We start from the raw sequence: 21,084 nt of genomic DNA, 5'->3' as shown, positions 1-21,084 counted from the left end.
GTGTTCTCCGTCCTCCTCGGGATGGTTGTTCTCGGGGGTTACCTGCCCACTCGGCGCATACCGCTCCTGGCGACGTGGGCTGCCGGGGTTCGGAGCGCCTGCCCGGAGCCAGTCAGGCGGCCCCACGGCTCGTGTTCCTCATGCGACGCACCGGTCCCGCCATGGCCAAGACCTTCGAAAAGTCCGTCTCAGCCCGTGTCGAGTGGTCGCGTTCGTCCCCGTGCCCTGGCCGTACCCTGGCCCTCCCCTGGCCGTGCCGTCTTCGGTGGCGCCGAGAGCGCTGATCTCGGACCGTACTGAGCAGGTCCTTTTTCCTTTCGCCTGATCAGTGATCTCTCGAATTCGGTGGGTGCCGCGCGTCTGCCCCATTACTGCATTCGGGTCCACGGGGCGGCGAGATCGTTTGCCATTGGGTGGACGAAAGTCGATTTCATTGACCACCCACTGTTTTGATCAGGTTCCTCTCCCTACAATCCGTCCACGTCTTGAGCGCTCAGCGTCAAGGAGGACGTATGGCGGAGTTCTTCAACACCTCAGTGGCAGAACTGACGCACGTTTCCGTACCTTCCGGCCGGTCCACCTCATTCGCAGCCGCAGTTCTCACCGATGGCAACCGGTTGATCGTCGTTGCCGTCGCGGTCGTCGCCCTGGCCGCACTGATCGTCGCCCAGCTGCTCGCACGCCAGGTCCTGGCGGCCGGTGAAGGCACCGAACGCATGAGAGAGATCGCGGCGGCCGTCCAGGAAGGAGCAAACGCCTATCTGGCTCGTCAGCTGCGTACCGTCGGCATCTTCGCCGCAGTCGTGTTCTTCCTGCTTCTGCTGCTTCCGGCCGACAACTGGTCGCAGCGCGCAGGACGCTCGCTGTTCTTCCTGGTGGGAGCGCTGTTTTCGGCGGCCACCGGATACATCGGTATGCGGCTCGCCGTCCGCAGTAATGTGCGCGTGGCCGCCGCCGCGCGCGAGGCGACTCCCGCCGAGGGGGGACCGGAAAAGGATCTCACCACCGTTTCGCACAAAGCGATGAAGATCGCTTTTCGCACAGGTGGTGTGGTCGGCATGATCACGGTGGGCCTCGGACTCCTGGGCGCCTCCTGCGTGGTCCTCGTGTATGCCGCCGACGCGCCCAAGGTGTTGGAGGGGTTCGGCCTCGGTGCCGCGTTGATCGCCATGTTCATGAGGGTCGGGGGCGGCATCTTCACCAAGGCCGCCGACGTGGGTGCCGACCTCGTGGGCAAGGTGGAGCAGGGCATCCCCGAGGACGACCCGCGCAACGCCGCCACCATCGCCGACAACGTGGGCGACAACGTGGGGGACTGCGCGGGTATGGCGGCAGACCTCTTCGAGTCCTATGCCGTGACGCTCGTGGCGGCACTCATCCTGGGCAAGGTCGCCTTCGGCGACGCGGGGCTCGCCTTTCCGTTGATCGTGCCGGCGATCGGGGTGGTCACCGCGATGATCGGCATCTTCGCTGTGGCTCCCAGACGCTCCGATCGCAGCGGGATGAGCGCCATCAACCGCGGGTTCTTCGTCTCGGCCGTGATCTCGCTCGTCCTCGTGGCGGTGGCGGTCTTCGTCCATCTGCCGGCCTCGTACGCCGGACTGGACGGGGTCACCGACGTGGCCATCACCTCGCACGGCGGCGATCCGCGCGTCTTCGCCCTGGTCGCGGTGGCCATTGGAATCGTGCTCGCCGCCCTGATCCAGCAACTCACCGGCTATTTCACCGAGACCACCCGGCGCCCCGTCCGGGACATCGGGAAGTCCTCGCTCACCGGTCCGGCAACCGTCATCCTCGCGGGTATCTCCATCGGCCTGGAGTCGGCTGTCTACACCGCGTTGCTGATCGGCCTCAGCGTCTACGGGGCCTTCCTGCTCGGCGGTACGTCGATCATGCTGGCGCTCTTTGCGGTCGCCCTGGCGGGAACCGGCCTGCTCACCACCGTCGGCGTCATCGTCGCGATGGACACCTTCGGCCCGGTCTCCGACAACGCCCAGGGCATCGCCGAGATGTCCGGCGACGTCACTGGCGCGGGGGCCCAGGTACTCACGGACCTGGACGCCGTCGGCAACACCACCAAGGCCATCACCAAGGGCATCGCCATCGCCACGGCGGTCCTGGCGGCCGCCGCGCTCTTCGGCTCGTACAGGGACGCCATCGCCACGGCCGTCGACGACGTGGGGGCCCGGGCGGGAGAGCTCGGGCTGAGTCTGGACATCTCGCAGCCGAACAACCTGGTAGGCCTGATCCTCGGGGCCGCGGTCGTCTTCCTCTTCTCGGGGCTGGCCATCAACGCGGTCTCCCGCTCTGCGGGGGCCGTGGTCCACGAGGTGCGGAGGCAGTTCAGGGAGCACCCCGGGATCATGGACTACACGGAGAAGCCCGAGTACGGCCGCGTCGTCGACATCTGCACCAAGGACGCGCTGCGCGAACTGGCCACTCCCGGGCTGCTCGCGGTGCTGGCGCCGATCGCCGTGGGGTTCACCCTGGGGGTCGGGGCCCTCGGTTCCTATCTGGCGGGTGCGATCGCCACCGGCACGCTGATGGCCGTCTTCCTCGCCAACTCCGGTGGCGCGTGGGACAACGCAAAGAAACTCGTCGAGGACGGCCACCACGGCGGCAAGGGCAGCGAGGCGCATGCCGCCACGGTCATCGGCGACACGGTCGGCGACCCGTTCAAGGACACGGCTGGGCCGGCCATCAACCCGCTTCTCAAGGTGATGAACCTCGTGGCGTTGCTCATCGCCCCCGCGGTGGTGCAGTTCAGTTACGGCGATGACGCGAGCGCGGGGGTGAGGGCGGTGGTGGCCGTCATCGCCCTCGTCGTCATCATCGGCGCGGTGTATGTGTCCAAGCGGCGAGGAATCGCCGTCGGTGACGACGACGGCCCGAGCGGCAGCGGGGGGTGACGGCGGCGGTGGCGGCCCCACCGAGTCCTCCGGTCCGGCCGCTGTTTCATGAGGCGGGCGGTCGCGGGGCGGACGGGCTGATCGCGTAACCCCTGCTCAGGAAGGCTGCGGACGACGCACGCTGACGTGTCGTCCGCTTCTCCGCCCCCCCAGGCCGGCCGCAGCCTCGGGAGGGGATCCCACAGGGGTGTCCTGGCGCGCAGGTGAGTTGTATCTCCCTCATTTCCCTTGGTGCAAATGGCTTCAAAAGAATACATATCGGATGCACGGCGCCTGATTGTCGCCCACTTGGCGTGTAAGTTCCGGGGCCGAGAGCCTTGGAAGGGACCCAATCCGGTGAACAAGAAGCTTGCAGCCGCACTGTCCGGCGGTGCGGTACTCGTACTGACGCTGTCGGGTTGCAGCGACGACAGCGACAACAAGGTGAACGACTGGGCGAAGAAGGTCTGCGACCAGGTCCAGCCGCAGTTGCAGAAGATCGCGAACGCCAATGCCGCGATTCAGCAGCAGACGGCCGACAACAGCAAGCCCGCCGACGTGCAGAAGACCGACTCGGCGGCCTTCCAGCAGATCTCGCAGGCCTACAAGGCCCTGGGCGCGGCAGTGCAGTCCGCGGGCGCGCCGCCCGTGGACGACGGGGAGACCACGCAGAAGGAGGCCGTGAAGGAACTCAACGCCTCTTCGGTCGCCTACGCGAATCTGAAGACGAAGGTCGACGCGCTGGACGCGAAGGACCAGGCGAAGTTCGCCGACGGTCTCAAGGACATCGCGGACCAGCTGAACAAGATCAGCACCAATGGTGACCAGGCACTGAAGAAGCTCCAGTCCGGCGAGGTCGGCTCCGCGATGGCGAAGCAGAAGGGCTGCCAGAAGCCGACGGCCTCGGCGCCGCCCGCCTCCGCTCCCTCGGCCCCGGCCCCGGCGTCGACGTCCGCATCGCCTTCGGCCTCCGCGACGAAGAAGGCCTAGCTGTTCCGTCCGGGAAGGCGCGGGAACGCGTGGCGCGGGAGGGCGTGGCGCGGGAGGGCGTGGACCGGCCACGGCGCTCGTGCGTGGAGTCGTGGGCGGCCGTGACGGCGGTCGTGCGTGCAGGCGTCACGCCGGGTCCGCAGCTGGCCGCGCCGACCGGAGGGCCTCACCGCCGAACGCTGTGAACGGAGCCCGGACGTGGCGGGGGAGCCCCTCCGCCAGTGGCCCGGCCGCCCCTCTCGGGCGCCGGGCCGCTGCCGTTGTCGTCGGGAGCGGACACAATGGGCGGGTGAGTACGACCAGCCTCCCCGCATCCGACCGTGCCCCCCGGCTCCGCGAAGCCCTGATCGCCGCCGCCTTCACCGCCGATGGCCTCCTCGAACGGCTCGGCGCGCCCGCGTACGCCGCCCTCGCCCGTAACGAGACCGTCCCGGCGCTCCGCGCCACCCGCGGTGATTCGCCGCTCGACACGCTGGTGCGGCTGTTCCTTCTGCAGCACGCTGTGCCGGCCGCCGCGGCCGCCGCGGCCCTCCCGCTCGAACAGTGCGTGGAGGACGGCTGGACGGTCCACGACGGCAGCATGGTCAGAGCGACCGTCGACGTACGGCCGTACGGCGGGCCTGAGGGCCAGGACTGGTTCATCGTCTCCGACCTGGGGTGCGCCGTCGGTGGCGCCGGCGGCATCGGCTCGCACGAGGAGGGCGTGGTCCTCGGCGTCGGTGGAGCCTCCACCACGCTCGCCGGGATCACGGTGCGAAAGCCCGTGACCTCCGCCCTCGACCTCGGTACGGGTTCCGGCATCCAGGCCCTGCACGCAGCCCAGCACGCCACCCGGGTCACGGCCACGGACGTCAATCCGCGTGCTCTGGAATTCACCCGACTCACCCTCGCCCTGTCCGGTGCGGCCCCCGCCGAGCTGCGGGAGGGCTCCCTCTTCGAGCCGGTCGGTACGGAGAAGTACGACCTGATCGTGTCCAACCCGCCCTTCGTCATCTCGCCCGGCGCCCGGCTGACGTACCGCGACGGCGGCATGGGCGGCGACGACCTGTGCCGGACACTCGTGCAGCAGGCCGGGGACCGGCTCGAGGAGGGCGGGTACGCGCAGTTCCTCGCCAACTGGCAGCACGTGGAGGGTGAGGAGTGGCAGGACCGGGTGCGTTCCTGGGTGCCCGCCGGCTGCGACGCCTGGATCGTGCAGCGTGAGGTGCAGGACGTCACGCAGTACGCCGAGCTGTGGCTGCGGGACAGCGGTGACCACCGCACCGACCCCGCCCTCTACACCGAGCGGTACGAAGCCTGGCTGGACGAGTTCGAGGCCCGCAGTACCAAGGCCGTCGGCTTCGGCTGGATCACGCTCCGGAAGTCCGCCGCTGCGGCCTCCGGGGTTCCCTCGCTCGTGGCGGAGGAGTGGCCGCATGCGGTGGAGCAGCCTCTCGGGCCGGCCGTCGAGGCCCATTTCGCACGGCAGGACTACCTGCGTGAGCACGACGACGCGGCGCTGCTCGCCGCGCACTTCACCCTGGCCGAAGAGGTCGTCCAGGAGCAGGTCGGGCTACCGGGTGCCGAGGACCCCGAGCATGTGGTGCTGCGTCAGCACCGTGGGATGAGGCGGGCGACCAAGGTCGACGCCGTCGGGGCGGGGTTCGCCGGAGTGTGCGACGGCTCGCTGCCCGCAGGCCGGATCCTGGACGCCATCGCCCAGTTGATGGCCGAGGACCCGGTGCTGCTGCGCGACCGCACCCCGCAGGCCATCCGGCTCCTGGTGGAGGAGGGCTTCCTCGACCCCGTACGGTGACGCGCCCCGTGCGGTGGTGATCCCGTGCGGTGACGTGCCCGTACGGTGCGTGGCCCCGTGCGGCAGGCGTGCCGGCACCGAGGCGTGGCGCCGCGTCACCGGGGGTGCCAGGTCACGGGGAGTGTCAGGCCCGGAGTACCAGGCGCAGGGGGTGCCAGTGTCCCGGGGGTACCAGGCCCCGGGCGTACCGTCCTGCTCCTGGGATCCCGTACACCGGAGCGGTACCCTCCCGCACTCGACGCTCCCGTGACCAGGGCCTTCTCGTCTGCCAGCAAGGTGTTCCGGTCCGGCCCGCGCGGTTCCGCCCACAGTCGTTCAGCCGGGCGGTCGCGCGCGTCCAGCGGTCCGTGGACGGCAGTTCCCCGGGCGGCTGCGCGGTGTTCATCCGGGGTTCGTGCCGGTGACGTCGTGGGGTGGCAGCCTCCCCTCTGCCGAGCCGCCCGCACAGGGCGGCGGCACCGCGGCCACGGGCAGCCCCCGGCGCACGAGCGCCGCGGTGGCGGCCGGGCGGAGAGCGTGAGGGGTACGGACATGGAGAGTGTCACCGGAGCCTTCGCCGGTGCGGCCTTCGCGCTGTTCGGTGCCGCCCTCCTCGTCTGGACGGGGGCGCGCACCATCCAGCGTGCGCCGGTGGCTCTCGGTGTGAGCCCCGTCGCCTCCGCCGCTCTCGCCACGCTCTTCGGCGTACTCTTCCTCGTTCTCGGCGTGTGGTGCTTCACCCGCATCTGATCCACGTCTCCGGCGCGGACCCGTGGTCGTCGGCCGGCCGCCCGCAGGCCCTCCGACAGGACGCAGGAAACCGGCAGGCGACAGGCCCGCGAGGAGCGGACCGGGCAGTCCGGGCGGCAGGAATGGCGGAAGTCGGGTTACCGTTCGAGTGGCCGTTGCGGGCTTTTGCCGTTTGACACGGGGGCGGGTTGTACCGTCACACTCCGCAGCGACAGCACCGCAGGCAGCGTAAGAGCGCTGCCCGGATGCCCCATGAGTGTCGACCGGAGAGAAGAGCGAAGTTGTCCCCGACCAGCGAGACCGCAGGCCGCCGACTCGTCATTGTCGAGTCGCCTGCCAAGGCGAAGACGATCAAGGGCTATCTCGGCCCCGGATACGTCGTCGAGGCGAGCGTCGGGCACATCCGCGACCTGCCGAACGGCGCCGCCGAGGTGCCGGACGAGTACACCGGTGAGGTACGCCGCCTCGGCGTGGACGTCGAAAACGACTTCCAGCCGATCTACGTCGTCAACGCAGACAAGAAGGCCCAGGTCAGGAAGCTGAAGCAGCTCCTCGCCGAATCCGACGAACTCTTCCTCGCCACCGATGAGGACCGCGAGGGCGAAGCCATCGCGTGGCACCTGCAGGAAGTTCTCAAGCCCAAGGTCCCGGTCCACCGGATGGTCTTCCACGAGATCACCAAGGACGCGATCCGGGCAGCCGTCGCCAACCCGCGTGAGCTCAACCAGCGGATGGTCGACGCCCAGGAGACCCGCCGGATCCTCGACCGTCTCTACGGCTACGAGGTGTCGCCGGTCCTGTGGAAGAAGGTCATGCCGCGGCTCTCCGCGGGCCGTGTCCAGTCCGTGGCCACCCGCCTCGTCGTCGAGCGGGAACGCGAGCGCATCGCCTTCCGTTCCGCCGAGTACTGGGACCTGACCGGCACCTTCGCCACGGGCCGCACCGGTGACGCGTCCGATCCCTCGACGCTCACCGCGCGCCTCAGCGCAGTCGACGGGCGTCGCATCGCCCAGGGCCGCGACTTCGGTCCGGACGGGCAGCTCAAGCAGGGTTCCGCCCAGACGCTGCACCTGGACGAGGCGAACGCCCGCGCCCTGGCCGCGGCGCTGGCCGACTCCGCGTTCGCGGTCCGGTCCGTCGAGTCGAAGCCGTACCGCCGCTCGCCGTACGCGCCCTTCCGCACGACGACCCTCCAGCAGGAGGCGAGCCGCAAGCTGGGCTTCGGGGCCAAGGCCACGATGCAGGTGGCACAGAAGCTGTACGAGAACGGCTTCATCACCTACATGCGTACGGATTCCACGACTCTCTCGGACACCGCGGTCTCCGCGGCCCGGGCGCAGGTCACCCAGCTGTACGGGGCGAACTACCTGCCCGACAAGCCCCGCACCTACGCCGGGAAGGTCAAGAACGCGCAGGAGGCGCACGAGGCGATCCGCCCCTCCGGCGACCGCTTCCGCACCCCGGCCGAGACAGGCCTCACCGGCGACCAGTTCCGGCTCTACGAGCTGATCTGGAAGCGGACCGTCGCCTCCCAGATGAAGGACGCCACGGGGAACTCCGTCACCGTGAAGATCGGTGGACGGGCGAGTGACGGCCGCGACGCAGAGTTCTCGGCGTCCGGCAAGACGATCACCTTCCACGGCTTCATGAAGGCGTACGTCGAAGGCGCGGACGACCCGAACGCGGAACTGGACGACCGCGAGCGGCGTCTGCCGCAGGTCGCCGAGGGTGACGCACTGACCGCGGACGAGGTCACGGTCGACGGCCACGCCACCAAGCCGCCGGCCCGTTACACCGAGGCCTCGCTGGTCAAGGAGCTGGAAGAGCGCGAGATCGGCCGGCCGTCGACGTACGCCTCGATCATCGGGACCATCCTGGACCGCGGCTACGTGTTCAAGAAGGGCACGGCCCTGGTGCCGTCGTTCCTCTCCTTCGCCGTGGTCAACCTGCTGGAGAAGCACTTCGGCCGGCTCGTGGACTACGACTTCACCGCCCGCATGGAGGACGATCTCGACCGCATCGCGCGGGGCGAGGCCCAGTCCGTGCCGTGGCTGCGGCACTTCTACTTCGGCGCCGGTGACGACACGACCGGTGCGGGTGCCGCCTCCGCCGCGGGCAACGGTGACGGGGACCACCTCGGTGGCCTCAAGGAGCTCGTGACGGACCTGGGCGCCATCGACGCCCGCGAGATCTCCTCGTTCCCCGTCGGCAACGACATCAAGCTGCGCGTCGGACGTTACGGTCCGTACATCGAGCGCGGTGAGAAGGACTCGGAGGGCCACCAGCGCGCCGACGTGCCGGAGGACCTGGCACCCGACGAGCTGTCCGTGGAGCTCGCGGAGGAGTTGCTGGCCAAGCCGAGTGGCGACTTCGAGCTCGGAGCCGACCCGGTCAGCGGCAACCAGATCATCGCGAAGGACGGGCGCTACGGCCCGTACGTCACCGAGGTACTGCCCGAGGGGACCCCGAAGACGGGCAAGAACGCGGTGAAGCCGCGGACCGCGTCCCTCTTCAAGTCCATGTCGCTCGACACGGTGACCCTGGCCGACGCGCTCAAGCTGATGTCCCTGCCGAGGGTCGTCGGTGAGGACGCCGACGGCGTCGAGATCACCGCGCAGAACGGCCGCTACGGGCCCTACCTCAAGAAGGGCACGGACTCGCGTTCCCTGACGTCCGAGGACCAGCTCTTCGACATCACGCTCGAGGAGGCCCTGGCGATCTACGCACAGCCGAAGCAGCGCGGCCGGGCAGCCGCCAAGCCTCCGCTGAAGGAACTGGGCACGGACCCCGTGAGCGGGGCTCCGGTCGTCGTGAAGGACGGCCGCTTCGGCGCGTACGTCACCGACGGCGAGACGAACGCGACGCTGCGGACCGACGACAGCGTCGAGGACATCACGCCGGAGCGCGGCTACGAGCTGCTCGCCGAGAAGCGTGCCAAGGGGCCGGCGAAGAAGAAGACGGCCAAGAAGGCCCCGGCCAAGAAGGCGACCGCGAAGAAGGCCACGACGGCCAAGAAGGCCACTGCGAAGAAGACGGCCGCCACCAGGACGACGGCCGCGAAGAAGGCGACCGCCGCCAAGAAGGCGCCTGCCAAGAAGGCGGCCACCGCCGCGAAGGGGACGGCTTCGGCTTCGTCCGAGGAGAGCTGACCGCCTGACCTCGGACGCGGGGAACCGGCCGGCCAGGGACCGGCGCGGGGACCCGCCCGTGTGCACTGCCGTCGGCTGCGCGGTGACGAGGAGCTGACCGTCGGCCTCGAACGCCGGAAGGGCCGGGACGACCCCGGCCCTTCCGGCGTCCGTGTGTGGTGCTGGGACGCTGCGCCTCCGGCGTCGGCGTGCGGTGCTGACCGCGCGTCCGGCGTCCATGTGCGGTGCGGCCCGCGCATCCGGCTTCGGCGGGCGGTGCTGACCGCGCATTCGTTGGGCATATGTTCGGACGCGGCCCCCGGGCACCGCGCGGCTGCCGATAGGCTGGGCGGATGACGCGAGCCGAGCAGCCATTGGTCGTGAGCCCCACCTCCGACACACTTGCCGCAGACTCACGCGAGCGCGCCGTACGGGCCCTGTTGCGCGTCCCCCCGCTCAGGCGGTTGTGGAGCGCCCAGCTCGTCGGCAGTATCGGCGATTCACTCGCCCTTCTCGTGCTTGTGCTGTTGTCGCTGCAGGCGGCGGTCCTCGAGGGCTCCTTCGGGGCCGGGTACCGCGGGGCGGCCTTCGCCGTCGCCGCCGTGTTCGGTGCCCGGATTCTCTCCACCGTGCTCTTCGGAGCCGTACTCCTGGGGCCTCTGACGGCGCTCACCGCGCCCGGTGGTCCGGTCGACCGGCGCTGGCTGATGATCGGGGTGGACGGGCTGCGGCTCGCTCTGCTGGTCGTCGCCCCGCTGTGGATCGACTGGATGCCGGACAAGGCCCTCCTGATGATCCTGATCACCGTCTTCGTGGCCGGTGTCGGTGAGCGGCTGTGGACGGTGGCCAAGGAGAGCGCGGCTCCCGCCCTGCTTCCCGCCCCGCCTCCGGAGGGTGCCGCCGTGCGCCCTCTGCCGGACCACCTCGACGCCCTGCGCAGGCTCTCCCTGCGGACGAACTTCCTGGCGGTCCCCGCGGCCGCCGCCGTGCTGGTGGTCGCCGCTCTGATCGGTGAACTTCTCGGCACCGGCTTCGACTGGTTCTCCTTCCACCAGGCCGCCCTCGGCGCCTACGTGGCGGCGGGGCTCTTCTCCGCCTCGGTCTCGACCCTGTACTTCCTGGAACTGCCGGCCACCCAGACGCCCCGCCCGCGCTCTCCCCTGGAGGGCCTGCGCCGTCCGGCCGCCGCCACGGGGTCCGACAAGGGCCGCACCGGCAGCATCCCGCTGGTCGTCGCCGCGTGCTCCGCCGTCGCCGGGGCCATCGCCGCCGCGGCCGCCGTGTCCGTGCTGCACGCCGCCGACCTCGGTGGCGGGCCCGCCACCTTCGCCCTGCTGATCCTGGCGCTGACCGGCGGTACCGCACTCGGCATCCGCACCGCGCGAAAGGTGCTGCCCGCCCTGTCGCGGCGTCGGCTGCTGTCCCTGGCGGTCGCCGTCACGGGCCTCGCGCTCCTCGCGCTCGGCCTGGTGCCCGACACCGCGACCGGTCTGCTGATCGCCCTGCTCGCCGGTTACTCGGCGGGGGTCGCAGCCCACATCGGGCATGCGGTCATCGACCAGGAGACGGAGGCCTTCCGGCAGGCCAGGACCACCGAGCACCTTCAGGCAGTCGTCCGTGTGCTGGTCGCGCTCGGTGCGGTGGGCGGTCCGCTGCTCGCCGCCGCCATCGGACGGCACCGTCTGGGGTCCGGTGACTTCGTCTTCGCGCACGGTGGCGCGGCCTTCGCGCTGATGCTCATCGGTGCACTGCTGCTGCCCGTCGCGGTGATCGTCCTCGCCAGGACCGACGACCGGGCCGGTGTGCCGCTCCGCCGTGACCTGCGTGAGGCACTGCGCGGTGGCGACCCGGCCGTCGCTCCTGCTGCGAACGGTTTCTTCCTCGTCCTGGAGGGCGGTGACGGGGCCGGCAAGTCCACCCAGGTCGAGGCCCTCACGGAATGGATCCGTGCCAAGGGCCACGAGGTCGTCGTGACACGCGAGCCGGGGGCCACTCCGGTCGGCAAGCGGCTGCGTTCGATCCTGCTGGACGTCTCGTCGGCCGGTCTGTCGAACCGGGCCGAGGCACTGCTGTACGCCGCTGACCGGGCCGAGCACGTGGACTCGGTCGTCCGTCCCGCCCTGGAACGCGGCGCGATCGTCATCTCGGACCGCTACATCGACTCGTCCGTCGCCTACCAGGGCGCGGGCCGGGACCTCGCCCCGACCGAGATCGCCCGTATCTCGCGCTGGGCGACGAGCGGGCTCGTCCCGCATCTGACGGTGCTTCTGGACGTCGATCCGGAGACCGCACGGGAACGCTTCACCGAGGCACCCGACCGGCTGGAATCCGAGCCGGCCGAATTCCACACCCGGGTGCGGTCGGGTTTCCTCACTCTCGCGGCGGCCGACCCGGCCCGCTACCTGGTGGTGGACGCGGGGCAGGAACCCGAAGCCGTCACCACCGTCGTACGCCACCGGCTCGACCGGCTCCTGCCGCTCTCCGAGGCCGAGATCAAGGCCCAGGAAGAGGCGCGCAAGGCGGCCGAGGAAGAGGCCAGGCGCAAGGCGGAGGAAGAGGCGGCACGCAAGGCGGAGGAGGAGCGGCTGGAGCGGGAGCGGCAGGCTCAGCTCGCGAAGCTCCGTGCCGAGGAGGAGGAGCGCAAGCGCCGCGAGGAGGAAGAGGCGCGGCAGCGCGAGGCCGAACGGCAGGCGGAGGAGGCCCGGCAGCGTGCCGAGGAGGCGCGCCGCCGTGCTGAGGAGGAGCGGGCCCGCCTGGAGGCCGAGGAGCGGGAGCGCGAAGCCGAGCAGGAGAGGCTGCGCCGCCAGGCCCAGGAGGAAGCCCGTCTGCGCAAGGAGGCGGAGGAGCTGCGCCTGGAGAAGCAGCGCAAGGCGGAGGAGGCGCTGGTGAGGGCCGAGGAGGCCCGCCGCCGCGCGGAGGCCGAGGCAGCAGCCCGGGCCGAGGAGGCCGCCGCTGCCGCGCGGCGATCCCCCGGACCGTCCGCGCCGGACAACGAGCTCACCGTCCCGACCCCGGTCGTCAGTCCGAACGAGATCACGCAGCCCGTGCCGGTCGCCAGGCCGGACCGCCCTGCGGACGAGACTGCTGTTCTGCCGCCCGTGCGCGACGCGGACGAGACGGCCGTGCTCCGGCCCGTGCGGGACGAGGATCCGTCGGACCGCGTGCCGCCGGGTGTCTTCCGTGACGAGCGTCGCGCTTCCGCCGCCGAGAGCGAGAACGAGCGCACGCGTGAGCTGCCTCAGATCGACGACCCGCAGGCCGGGCGGACGGCCGAGGACGCCGCCGGCCACCGGAAGCGGCCGCGTTCCGACTGGGCCGAGGAGACACCGCTCGACGATCTTCCTTCCCTCGCCGACGAACTGCTCGGAGGGCAGGACGAGGAGCAGGGCGGCTCCGGACGCGGTGGGCGCCGGCCCCGCCGCTGACGGGCGTGTGCGCCGGGCCGGCCGTCGGCGGACGGTGGTGAGCCCGAGGACGGGACGCCGGGATTGTCAGCCCCTTCCCGCACAATAGGGAGGCGCTGGGATCCCGGCGTTCCGCAGCACGCCACCGGAAGGGCGGTGACCATGACCGTTTGGGACGACCTGGTCGGACAGGACCGGGTGCAGGAGCAGCTCGGTGCCGCCGCCCGGGACGCGGATGCGCTGGTCACGGCCAATTCCGCGGGGGAGCCGGTCCCCTCGGGCTCGAAGATGACCCATGCCTGGCTGTTCACCGGTCCGCCGGGCTCCGGCCGGTCCACGGCCGCCCGCGCCTTCGCCGCGGCGCTCCAGTGCACCAGCCCCGACCGGGCCCTCGGCGGGGCCCCGGGCTGCGGCTTCTGCGACGGCTGCCACACGGCGCTGATCGGCACCCACGCCGACGTCGAGGTGATCCGCACGGACCTGCTCTCCATCGGTGTGAAGGAGACCCGTGAGCTCGTCCGACGGGCTCAGTTGTCCCCCGCCGTCGGCCGCTGGCAGGTCATCGTCATGGAGGACGCGGACCGTCTCACGGAGGGGGCGGGGAACGTCCTGCTGAAGGCGGTGGAGGAGCCCGCGCCCCGCACGGTGTGGCTGCTCTGCGCTCCTTCCCTGGAAGACGTGCTGCCCACCATCCGCTCCCGCTGCCGGCACCTCACGCTGCGCACGCCTCCCGTGGACGCGGTGGCCGACGTGCTGATCAGGCGCGACGGCATCGACCCCGATCGGGCTGCGGCCGCCGCACGCGCCACTCAGGGGCACATCGGCCGGGCGCGCCGTCTGGCCACGGACGAGCGGGCGCGCGCCCGCCGCGCCGCGGTGCTCAAGCTGCCGTTGCGCGTCCACGACGTCGGAGGCTGTCTCAAGGCGGCCCAGGAGCTGATCGACACGGCCACCGACGACGCCAGGCAGCTCGCCGAGGAGGTCGACGTCAAGGAGACGGAAGACCTGAAGGCCGCGCTCGGGGGTGTGGCCGGGGGCCGGATGCCCCGCGGCACGGCGGGCGCGATGAAGGAGCTGGAGGACAGGCAGAAGCGCCGCAGGACGCGTACCCAGCGCGACAGCCTCGATCTCGCGCTGAGTGAGCTCACCGGTTTCTACCGTGACGTGCTGGCCCTCCAGCTCGGCTCCCGGATCGCCCTCGCCAACACCGACGTACGGGACGCCCTGGACCGGATCGCCGAGTCGTCGACCCCGGAACGGACCCTGCGCCGGATCGAGGCGGTGATCGCCTGCCGCCGTGCCCTCGACCGCAACGTCGCGCCCCTGCTCGCCGTGGAGGCGATGGCGGTGGCGCTCCGGGCGGGCTGACGCCCGGCGTCAGCCCGCACGACCCGTGGTCCCGCCCGTTCCGGACGGTCCATGCGGCTGAGTGAATTCACCCGTATGGGCAGGGAATCGATTGAGTCGTCCTACGGCGGCTAGGCTCCCGGGATGGACTCCAGGCGCCTGCTCCGTATCTTCGCCACCGCGCTCGGCACGGCCGGCCTTCTCGTCTCCGGCTGCAGCAGCGGGGGTTCGACGCCGAGTGCGTCGGCGACGGGTTCGGCCGTGGCGGAGGAGCTGAAGCCGTACTACGGGCAGAAGCTGCGCTGGCGGGACTGCGGTGTCGAGGGTTTCCAGTGCACCACGATGAAGGCCCCGCTGGACTACGGGGAGCCGGACGACGGAGACGTCAAGCTGGCCGTCTCCCGCAAGAAGGCCACCGGGCCGGGGAAGCGGATCGGCTCCCTCCTGGTGAATCCCGGCGGCCCCGGGGGCTCGGCCGTCGACTACCTGCAGGGTTACGCGGGCATCGGGTACCCCGCTCCCGTCCGCGCCCGGTACGACGTGGTGTCCGTCGACCCACGCGGGGTCGCCCGGAGCGAGCCGGTCGAGTGCCTCTCCGGCAAGGAGATGGACGCCTACACGCAGGTGGACCAGACCCCGGACGACGAGGGCGAGGTCGCCCGGCTGAGCAAGTCGTTCAAGAAGTTCGCCGAGGGCTGCCAGAAGCGGTCCGGCAAGATCCTCCCGCACGTCTCCACGGTCGAGACGGCGCGCGACATGGACATCCTGCGCTCCCTGCTCGGAGACGAAAGACTGCACTACGTCGGTGCCTCGTACGGCACCTTCCTCGGCGCCACCTACGCCGAACTGTTCCCCTCCCGGGTGGGCCGTCTGGTGCTGGACGGGGCGATGGACCCCTCGCTCCCCGCGATCGACATCAACCGCGATCAGACCGCGGGCTTCGAGGGAGCCTTCCAGGCCTTCGCGGCGGACTGTGTGAAGCAGGCGGAGTGCCCGCTCGGCACCACGTCGACGGCCGACGCGGCGACCGCCCTGAAGAAGCTCTTCGCCGACCTGGACTCCGAGCCCGTGCCGACCGGCGAGAAGCGGCAGCTGACCGAGTCCCTGGCGACCACGGGTGTGGTCATGGCGATGTACGACGAGGCGGCCTGGCCCCAGCTCCGCGAGGCTCTGGCAGGCGCGCAGCAGGGTGACGGGTCCGGCCTCCTCTCCCTGGCCGACAACTACTACGAGCGTGAGCCGAGCGGCGAGTACGCCAATCTGATGTTCGCCAACGCCGCTGTGAACTGCCTCGACCTGGCCCCGGCCTTCACCGGCCCCGGTGCGGCGGAGAAGGCACTGCCCGAGTTCGAGAAGGCCTCCCCGGTCTTCGGCCGGGGTTTCGCCTGGGCAGCGCTGAACTGCGGCTCCTGGCCCGTGGCTCCCACAGGCGCCCCGCACCGCACCGAGGCGAAGGGAGCCGCCCCGATCGTCGTGGTCGGCACCACCCGCGACCCCGCGACGCCGTACAAGTGGGCCGAGTCCCTCGCGGACCAGCTCTCCTCCGGCACCCTCCTCACCTACGAGGGTGACGGGCACACGGCGTACGGCCGGGGCAGCGACTGCGTCGACACGGCGATCAACACGTATCTGCTGGACGGCACCCCGCCCAAGGACGGCAAGAAGTGCACGTGACCTGCGGATACGGCCGTGCGGGCGGGTGGTGCGAAGCACCCCTGGAAACTGTGTAGACTTGGCGTCGCTGCTGACCGCACCATGGTGCGACAGAGCGTGCCGCCTTAGCTCAGTTGGCCAGAGCAACGCACTCGTAATGCGTAGGTCTCGGGTTCGAATCCCGAAGGCGGCTCTGTGGAAGCCTCAGGACTCACTCGCCGTGACCTGGGGCTTTTGCTTTTGTCGGATGCGGCGACGCCGCCGGGCGCGTGCTGTCCGGGTCTCGGTGATCTCGGTTCCGGTCTCGGCCAGGATCCGGCTTCGACGGCGCGGGGACGAAGAACTCGCCCATGCGCCGCCCGGCGTCCTTCGGCAGGTGTGACCGCCCCTTCACGTACCGCCGGGTCTGACTGATCCGGGTGTGCGAAGGATCTCCCACGAAGTGTCGTCCTCGGTAGGTCAGCGCCGCCGCACTTCGGGAGAGGACGACAGCGGCGCGCCCGGTCCAAGGAGAGGGGCCGGACGCGATGGCCCGGGGCGCGTCGTGTCAGGGAGCGGTGGACACAACCGGTGCGGGGCCGGCCCCGGGGGCGAGGTGTTCCAGGAAGCCCGTCACGGTCGACACCGATCCCTCCCATCCCAGGCGGCGTCCGAGCCGGGTCATCTGGGGCAGTTCGAATGCCTGGCCGGCCGTGTCCGCGGCCTGCGCCAGCCAGCGGTCGACCGGGCCGTCCCAGGAGATCCGGCCGTCCTCCAGAAGGATCACCCGGTCGAAGTGCTCGGCGCAGAAGTCCATGTCGTGCGTGATGGCGAGGACGGTCCGGCCGTCGGCGCCGAGATCGTCGACCAGCTTCCCCAACAGGACCACCGAGGCGTGGTCCTGTCCGGTCGTCGGCTCGTCGAGGACGACGACCGGGGTGTCCATGGCCAGGACCGCGGCCAGGGCGACCCGTTTGCGTTCGCCGAGAGACAGGTGGTGGGGGTGGGCGTCGCGCGACTGCGCCAGTCCCGTCCTCCGCAGGGCGGACTCGACCAGCTCCTTGCGGCGCGCGGCGGGGAAGCGGAGGTTGCGCGGGCCGAACTCCACCTCCTTGGTGATGCTTGCCGCGTGGAGCTGGTCGTCCGGGTTCTGGAACACGAACCCCACGGTGCGGGCGAGTTCGGCGATGCTGAGCCCGTCGGCCCGCCGCCCGGCGATCTCGATGGTTCCCGAGGCCGGGCGTTCGATGCCGACGAGGTGACGGGCGAGGGTGCTCTTGCCCGCGCCGTTGGAACCGACGATCGCCACCCGCTCACCGGCCGCGACGGAGAAGGACACCTCGTCCAGCGCCGTGGTCCCGTTGGGGTAGCGGAAGGTCAGGGAATCGATCCGCACGATCATCGCCGGTCTCCTCGGTCGAAGTGGGCCACCGTCGCGCCGAACCCCTCGGCGGCGGCGTCGAGCGTGACCGGCAGCGGCCTGGCGTCCGGCCAGAGTCCCCGGGACGCGGCACGGCGCGCGGCCACGGTGTAGCGCAGTGGGGCGACCCCCCATTCCTCCAGCCGCTCGTCCGCCAGCACCTCGCCGGGTGAGCCCTTCGCCACGATCGTGCCTCCGTCGAGGACGAGGACATGGTCGGCGGCGCGGGCCAGGCGCTCCATCCGGTGTTCGATCAGCAGGATGGTGACGCCCTGCTCCCTGAGGGTGCCGAGCGCTTCGAAGACCAGAGCGCTGCCGGCCGCGTCCAGCTGCGAGGTCGGTTCGTCGAGGACCATGACGGCCGGACGCATGACCATGACGGATCCGATGGCCAGCAGTTGCTGCTGTCCGCCCGAGAGCTCGTACGGTGACCGGTCGCGCACCTTGGTGAGCCCGAGGTCCTGCAGGACGGTGTCGACCCGGGCCGCCATCTCGTCCCGGGGCACCCCCATGTTCTCCAGGCCGAAGGCGATTTCCTCGCGTACGGAGAAGCGGGCACCGGATATCTGGTTGAACGGATTCTGCATGACCAGCCCGACCTCGCCCACCAGCCCGGACAGCGAGGTGTCGGCGAGATCCCGGCCGTTGACCTGGACCAGCCCTTCTGCCGAACCCCCGGTGAGATGGGGAATGGTGCCGCTCACCACGCCGGCCAGGGTGCTCTTGCCCGCGCCGCTTCCGCCGACGACGGCGCAGAGTTCGTGCGGCCCGACTTCGAATCCGATGTCGTGGAGGGCCGGCCGGGAGTCGGTCGGATAGGTGAAGGAGAAACCCTTGACTTCGATCAACGCATTACTCCCCACACGTTCACGGTGACCGCGACCACGGCACAAAGCATCATTGCGGCGCGCGCGCTCCGCTGCACCGCGCTGTCAGGAACCGTGATGAGGCTCGTAGGGCGCCGGGTGGCGCCGAAGCCCCGGGTCTCCATGGCGGCGGCGCGCTCACCCACGTCGGTGAAGGCGCCGAGAATCAGCGGGCCCACCAGGGGCACCAGGGCACGCACCCGTCCGCGCAGTCCGCGGATCACCTGGCCGCGTGCCTGCTGGGCGTGGAGGATGCGCGTGGCGCGCCGGCTGAGTGCCGGCACGATCTGCAGTGCCGCCGACACGATGTAGATGAGACTCGGCGACACATTGCGCTCGCCCAGTGCGCTCATGAGGGTCGCGGCGTGCGTGGTGAGGAGCAGCAGGAAGAATCCGCTCATCAGCACCAGGATGTGCAGTGCCGTCAGGAGGGCGTAGTCGACCCCCTCGCTCTTGAGTTCCAACGGGCCGAATCGGGCGATGACGTCATGTGCTTCGGGGAAGAAGAAACCTTGGACCACGAAGAGAACTGCGGCCACCGGAACCCAGAACGTGGCGAGCATGAGCACGAAACGGCGCAACACTTTTGCGTAGATCGCAGCCGGAAGGAGCAGAGCGCAGAACAGAAGTAGGGGCCACCGGTAATCCACCACGGCGAAAGCGCAGACGGTCACGGTGACGGCGAAGGTCAGTTTGGTCAGCGGGCTGAGCCGGTGGACAAGTGAATTACCCGTTGTGTGAGGGCTGGCATGCACGGCGCTCATCCCGCCCTCACCAGGTCGGGCCGGGGCGCCAGGACATGCCGGTCGCGGGCGAAGGGGAAGCGGTGCAGGAAGCCTGGTGGCAGCCCTTTGAGGATGGCCATCGCGAGTACCACCGTCAGCGCCTTGTCGAGGGGGTCCGCCACAAGTCCTTGCAGCGTGGCGGCCTTGAGCATCCCGTTACCGAACGCCTGGAAGGTCGCGATCAGCGCGGACTGGCCCACTGATCCGCTCGCGTTGCCGAAGACGAAGGCGGTGATGGGGGCGGAGACGACTCCCGCGACCACCCCGATCAAGCCACCGGCGAGCACCGCGGTGGGCAGCCGTCGGAACAGTCCCGAACGTGCCAGCATGCCGGCGGTGAAGCCGATCATGGCCGCCGTCACGGCGTACGGCAGGGCGCCGGGCGTGATCGTCATGCCGACGATGACGCTGGCGAGTGCCCCGGTCGCGGCACCCGCGGCAGGTCCCGCGATCACTCCCACCAGCACGGTCCCGATGGAGTCGAGTTGCAGGGGGAGGCCGCTGAAATAGACGACCTTGCCCATCACGATGTTCACCGTGATGGCCACGGGCAGCAGGGCCACGGTGGTGGCGGGCAGCCGTGCCACGGCGCCGGAGACGATCAGCAGAGCACCGAGCGTGTAACCCACCAGAGCCAGCAGCGCGATCGGGCCACCCACCCCGTGCTCCGAGGCGGGGCGGACGGCGATGAGCCCGGCGTAGGTCAAGAGCACCACGCCGGTGCCCCACCCGATACGCCATCGTTCATCCAGCCATGACCGTGTGAAACGGCTGAAATCAGGCACTGTTTGACCTCATTCCCCCGACAGTGAGGTAGCTACGGGAAATTCAAGCGCGCACACTAGCAGTGTCTCTCCCGTGGATGTCAATGGCGTAAACGAATCTGCCGATTTCGGCGCCTGCCAGGTCACGACGATGTCAAAAGGCTGTCTACCAGAGCTGGTTGACAACGATGAACGGCTGGTGTGGGATCGATCGGGCAAGTGATCAAGAGGCCACGATGCTTTGTCCGAACTGTGCGAGGTGAAATTTCGCGCTGCCCTCGCGCGGCTCTCACCATTAGGGGGAATGCGACATGGACGTTTTCCATTCATTTGCCAATTCTTATACTTCCGGTCTCCAGGCCGTTTTGGATGAGGGGCTCGACGTCGCCTCCGTCCGCGATCCGCTCTCGAAGGCCTCGGACTTCGGTCGCAACGACCGCCCTTACCGCGAGCTGATCGCCCACCGCAGCACGGTCGAGGACCCCACCTCCTGTCTCGCCGTCACCCCGCACCTGCCGGTGAACCTCGCGTACTGCTTCGGGCTCCTCGCCTGGTCGCTCGACGGGCGCAACGACGTGGAGACGCCCGCGTACTACCGCCGGGGCGCCCACGAGTACTCGGACGACCAGCACACCCTCAGCGGAGCCTTCGGCCACCGGCTGGTCACGGCCAACGGCAACCAGCTGGAGGAGGTCGTGGGCCGCATCGAGCGCGACCCCGCCCACCGCCGGGCCTTCGCCCTGGTCCTGGAGCCGCAGGACAACTTCCGCCAGTCGCGGGAGTACCCCTGCGCCGTGGGAGTCCACCTCTTCCTGCGGGACGGGGCCCTCATCTGGCTCACCGTGATGCGTGCCCAGCAGGCGCTGACCGTCCTGCCCTACGACGCCTTCCTCTTCATGGGCATGCAGCAGTACGCCGCCGGTCTGCTCGGGGTACCCGCGGGCCGGTACATCCACCAGTCCGGCACCTTCCACTTCTACGACAACGAGAGCGCGCTCGCCCGGAAGATCGTCGGCGACCCGGTCGTCCCGGCCTCCCTGCCGGCCTTCCCCACCACCCCGGACGGCGCCCGCGAGGCGGCGCGGGAACTCGTCGACCTCGAATCCCGGCTGCGTCTGGCCGCCCAGGCGCAGGACACCGCCACCGTGGACAAGATCGCCGGGGCCCCGGCCGCCACCGACTACGCGGACGTCGCCCGGGCCTGCCTGGCCACCCACGCCTACCGCAAACTCGGGGACACCACCTCCCTGGTGACCAGCAGGGCGGCCGAGCCCGCCGTGGCCGGTCTGATCTCCGCGATCTGATCGCAGGAAGCGCAGGGCTCTCCGTGATATTG

The 21,084-nt window shown here is 70.3% G+C and carries 13 protein-coding genes, 1 tRNA gene and 1 pseudogene; 10 read left to right on the top strand and 5 right to left on the bottom strand.

Annotated elements, in window-relative coordinates; genetic code table 11:
• The first annotated feature begins 512 nt into the window (after nucleotides 1-512).
• The 9 genes from ACHFIV_RS30545 (at nucleotide 513) to ACHFIV_RS30505 (ending at nucleotide 16,127) form a co-directional block, all read left to right on the top strand.
• Nucleotides 513-2,909 (top strand): sodium-translocating pyrophosphatase, encoded by a 2,397-nt coding sequence (locus ACHFIV_RS30545; RefSeq protein WP_398975742.1) that lies wholly within the window; start codon nucleotides 513-515, stop codon nucleotides 2,907-2,909.
• Between the two features lie 336 nt (nucleotides 2,910-3,245).
• Nucleotides 3,246-3,878 (top strand): small secreted protein, encoded by a 633-nt coding sequence (locus ACHFIV_RS30540; RefSeq protein WP_398975740.1) that lies wholly within the window; start codon nucleotides 3,246-3,248, stop codon nucleotides 3,876-3,878.
• A 289-nt stretch (nucleotides 3,879-4,167) separates the two neighbouring features.
• A complete protein-coding gene (locus tag ACHFIV_RS30535) occupies nucleotides 4,168-5,673 on the top strand; it encodes a DUF7059 domain-containing protein (RefSeq protein WP_398975738.1) in 1,506 nt (501 codons plus the stop codon).
• Between the two features lie 531 nt (nucleotides 5,674-6,204).
• Nucleotides 6,205-6,402, top strand: coding sequence for a hypothetical protein (locus ACHFIV_RS30530; RefSeq protein ID WP_398975736.1), 198 nt, complete (start codon nucleotides 6,205-6,207; stop codon nucleotides 6,400-6,402).
• Between the two features lie 281 nt (nucleotides 6,403-6,683).
• On the top strand, nucleotides 6,684-9,551 hold the full coding sequence (gene topA / locus ACHFIV_RS30525) for a type I DNA topoisomerase (protein WP_398975734.1): 2,868 nt from the start codon (nucleotides 6,684-6,686) through the stop codon (nucleotides 9,549-9,551).
• A 332-nt stretch (nucleotides 9,552-9,883) separates the two neighbouring features.
• The gene (gene tmk / locus ACHFIV_RS30520; RefSeq protein ID WP_398975732.1) at nucleotides 9,884-12,955 is read left to right on the top strand and encodes a dTMP kinase; all 3,072 of its coding nucleotides are present in this window, start codon (nucleotides 9,884-9,886) and stop codon (nucleotides 12,953-12,955) included.
• Between the two features lie 141 nt (nucleotides 12,956-13,096).
• Nucleotides 13,097-14,302, top strand: a complete 1,206-nt coding sequence (locus ACHFIV_RS30515; RefSeq protein ID WP_398975730.1) for a DNA polymerase III subunit delta' — start codon at nucleotides 13,097-13,099, stop codon at nucleotides 14,300-14,302.
• 123 nt (nucleotides 14,303-14,425) lie between these two features.
• Nucleotides 14,426-15,955 (top strand): alpha/beta hydrolase, encoded by a 1,530-nt coding sequence (locus ACHFIV_RS30510; protein WP_398975729.1) that lies wholly within the window; start codon nucleotides 14,426-14,428, stop codon nucleotides 15,953-15,955.
• Nucleotides 15,956-16,053: 98 nt separating this feature from the next.
• Nucleotides 16,054-16,127: transfer RNA gene (locus ACHFIV_RS30505), tRNA-Thr, on the top strand.
• An 11-nt stretch (nucleotides 16,128-16,138) separates the two neighbouring features.
• Here the strand turns inward: ACHFIV_RS30505 and ACHFIV_RS30500 are convergent.
• From ACHFIV_RS30500 to ACHFIV_RS30480, 5 genes and pseudogenes are all read right to left on the bottom strand, one after another.
• Nucleotides 16,139-16,358 (bottom strand): annotated as a pseudogene (locus tag ACHFIV_RS30500) (hypothetical protein); the annotation flags it as partial.
• A 123-nt stretch (nucleotides 16,359-16,481) separates the two neighbouring features.
• A complete protein-coding gene (locus ACHFIV_RS30495) occupies nucleotides 16,482-17,315 on the bottom strand; it encodes an energy-coupling factor ABC transporter ATP-binding protein (protein ID WP_398975727.1) in 834 nt (277 codons plus the stop codon).
• Nucleotides 17,312-18,181 (bottom strand): energy-coupling factor ABC transporter ATP-binding protein, encoded by an 870-nt coding sequence (locus ACHFIV_RS30490; protein ID WP_398975725.1) that lies wholly within the window; start codon nucleotides 18,179-18,181, stop codon nucleotides 17,312-17,314. Before ACHFIV_RS30490 ends, ACHFIV_RS30495 begins: the two co-directional genes overlap by 4 nt.
• A complete protein-coding gene (locus ACHFIV_RS30485; RefSeq protein WP_398975723.1) occupies nucleotides 18,178-18,963 on the bottom strand; it encodes an energy-coupling factor transporter transmembrane component T family protein in 786 nt (261 codons plus the stop codon). Before ACHFIV_RS30485 ends, ACHFIV_RS30490 begins: the two co-directional genes overlap by 4 nt.
• Nucleotides 18,960-19,700, bottom strand: coding sequence for a hypothetical protein (locus ACHFIV_RS30480; RefSeq protein WP_398975721.1), 741 nt, complete (start codon nucleotides 19,698-19,700; stop codon nucleotides 18,960-18,962). Before ACHFIV_RS30480 ends, ACHFIV_RS30485 begins: the two co-directional genes overlap by 4 nt.
• Before the next feature lie 359 nt (nucleotides 19,701-20,059).
• Here ACHFIV_RS30480 and ACHFIV_RS30475 point away from each other — a divergent pair, with 359 nt between their 5' ends.
• Nucleotides 20,060-21,052, top strand: coding sequence for a thymidylate synthase (locus ACHFIV_RS30475; RefSeq protein WP_398975719.1), 993 nt, complete (start codon nucleotides 20,060-20,062; stop codon nucleotides 21,050-21,052).
• The last annotated feature ends 32 nt before the right edge of the window (nucleotides 21,053-21,084 follow it).

Origin of the sequence: Streptomyces sp. ALB3 (genome assembly GCF_044385685.1) — a bacterium.
Taxonomy (GTDB): Bacteria; Actinomycetota; Actinomycetes; order Streptomycetales; family Streptomycetaceae; genus Streptomyces.
The sequence above is the reverse complement of the archived record's forward strand: the minus strand, read 5'-3'. Positions and strand labels throughout refer to the sequence as shown.

Excerpts from the sequence above, each read along its gene's own strand:
- ACHFIV_RS30545 (WP_398975742.1), top strand. The coding sequence starts at position 513 with ATGGCGGAGTTCTTCAACACCTCAGTGGCAGAACTGACGCACGTTTCC.
- ACHFIV_RS30530 (WP_398975736.1), top strand. The coding sequence starts at position 6,205 with ATGGAGAGTGTCACCGGAGCCTTCGCCGGTGCGGCCTTCGCGCTGTTC.
- tmk (WP_398975732.1), top strand. The coding sequence starts at position 9,884 with ATGACGCGAGCCGAGCAGCCATTGGTCGTGAGCCCCACCTCCGACACA.
- ACHFIV_RS30515 (WP_398975730.1), top strand. The coding sequence starts at position 13,097 with ATGACCGTTTGGGACGACCTGGTCGGACAGGACCGGGTGCAGGAGCAG.
- ACHFIV_RS30510 (WP_398975729.1), top strand. The coding sequence starts at position 14,426 with ATGGACTCCAGGCGCCTGCTCCGTATCTTCGCCACCGCGCTCGGCACG.
- ACHFIV_RS30495 (WP_398975727.1), bottom strand. The coding sequence starts at position 17,315 with ATGATCGTGCGGATCGATTCCCTGACCTTCCGCTACCCCAACGGGACC.
- ACHFIV_RS30485 (WP_398975723.1), bottom strand. The coding sequence starts at position 18,963 with ATGAGCGCCGTGCATGCCAGCCCTCACACAACGGGTAATTCACTTGTC.
- ACHFIV_RS30475 (WP_398975719.1), top strand. The coding sequence starts at position 20,060 with ATGGACGTTTTCCATTCATTTGCCAATTCTTATACTTCCGGTCTCCAG.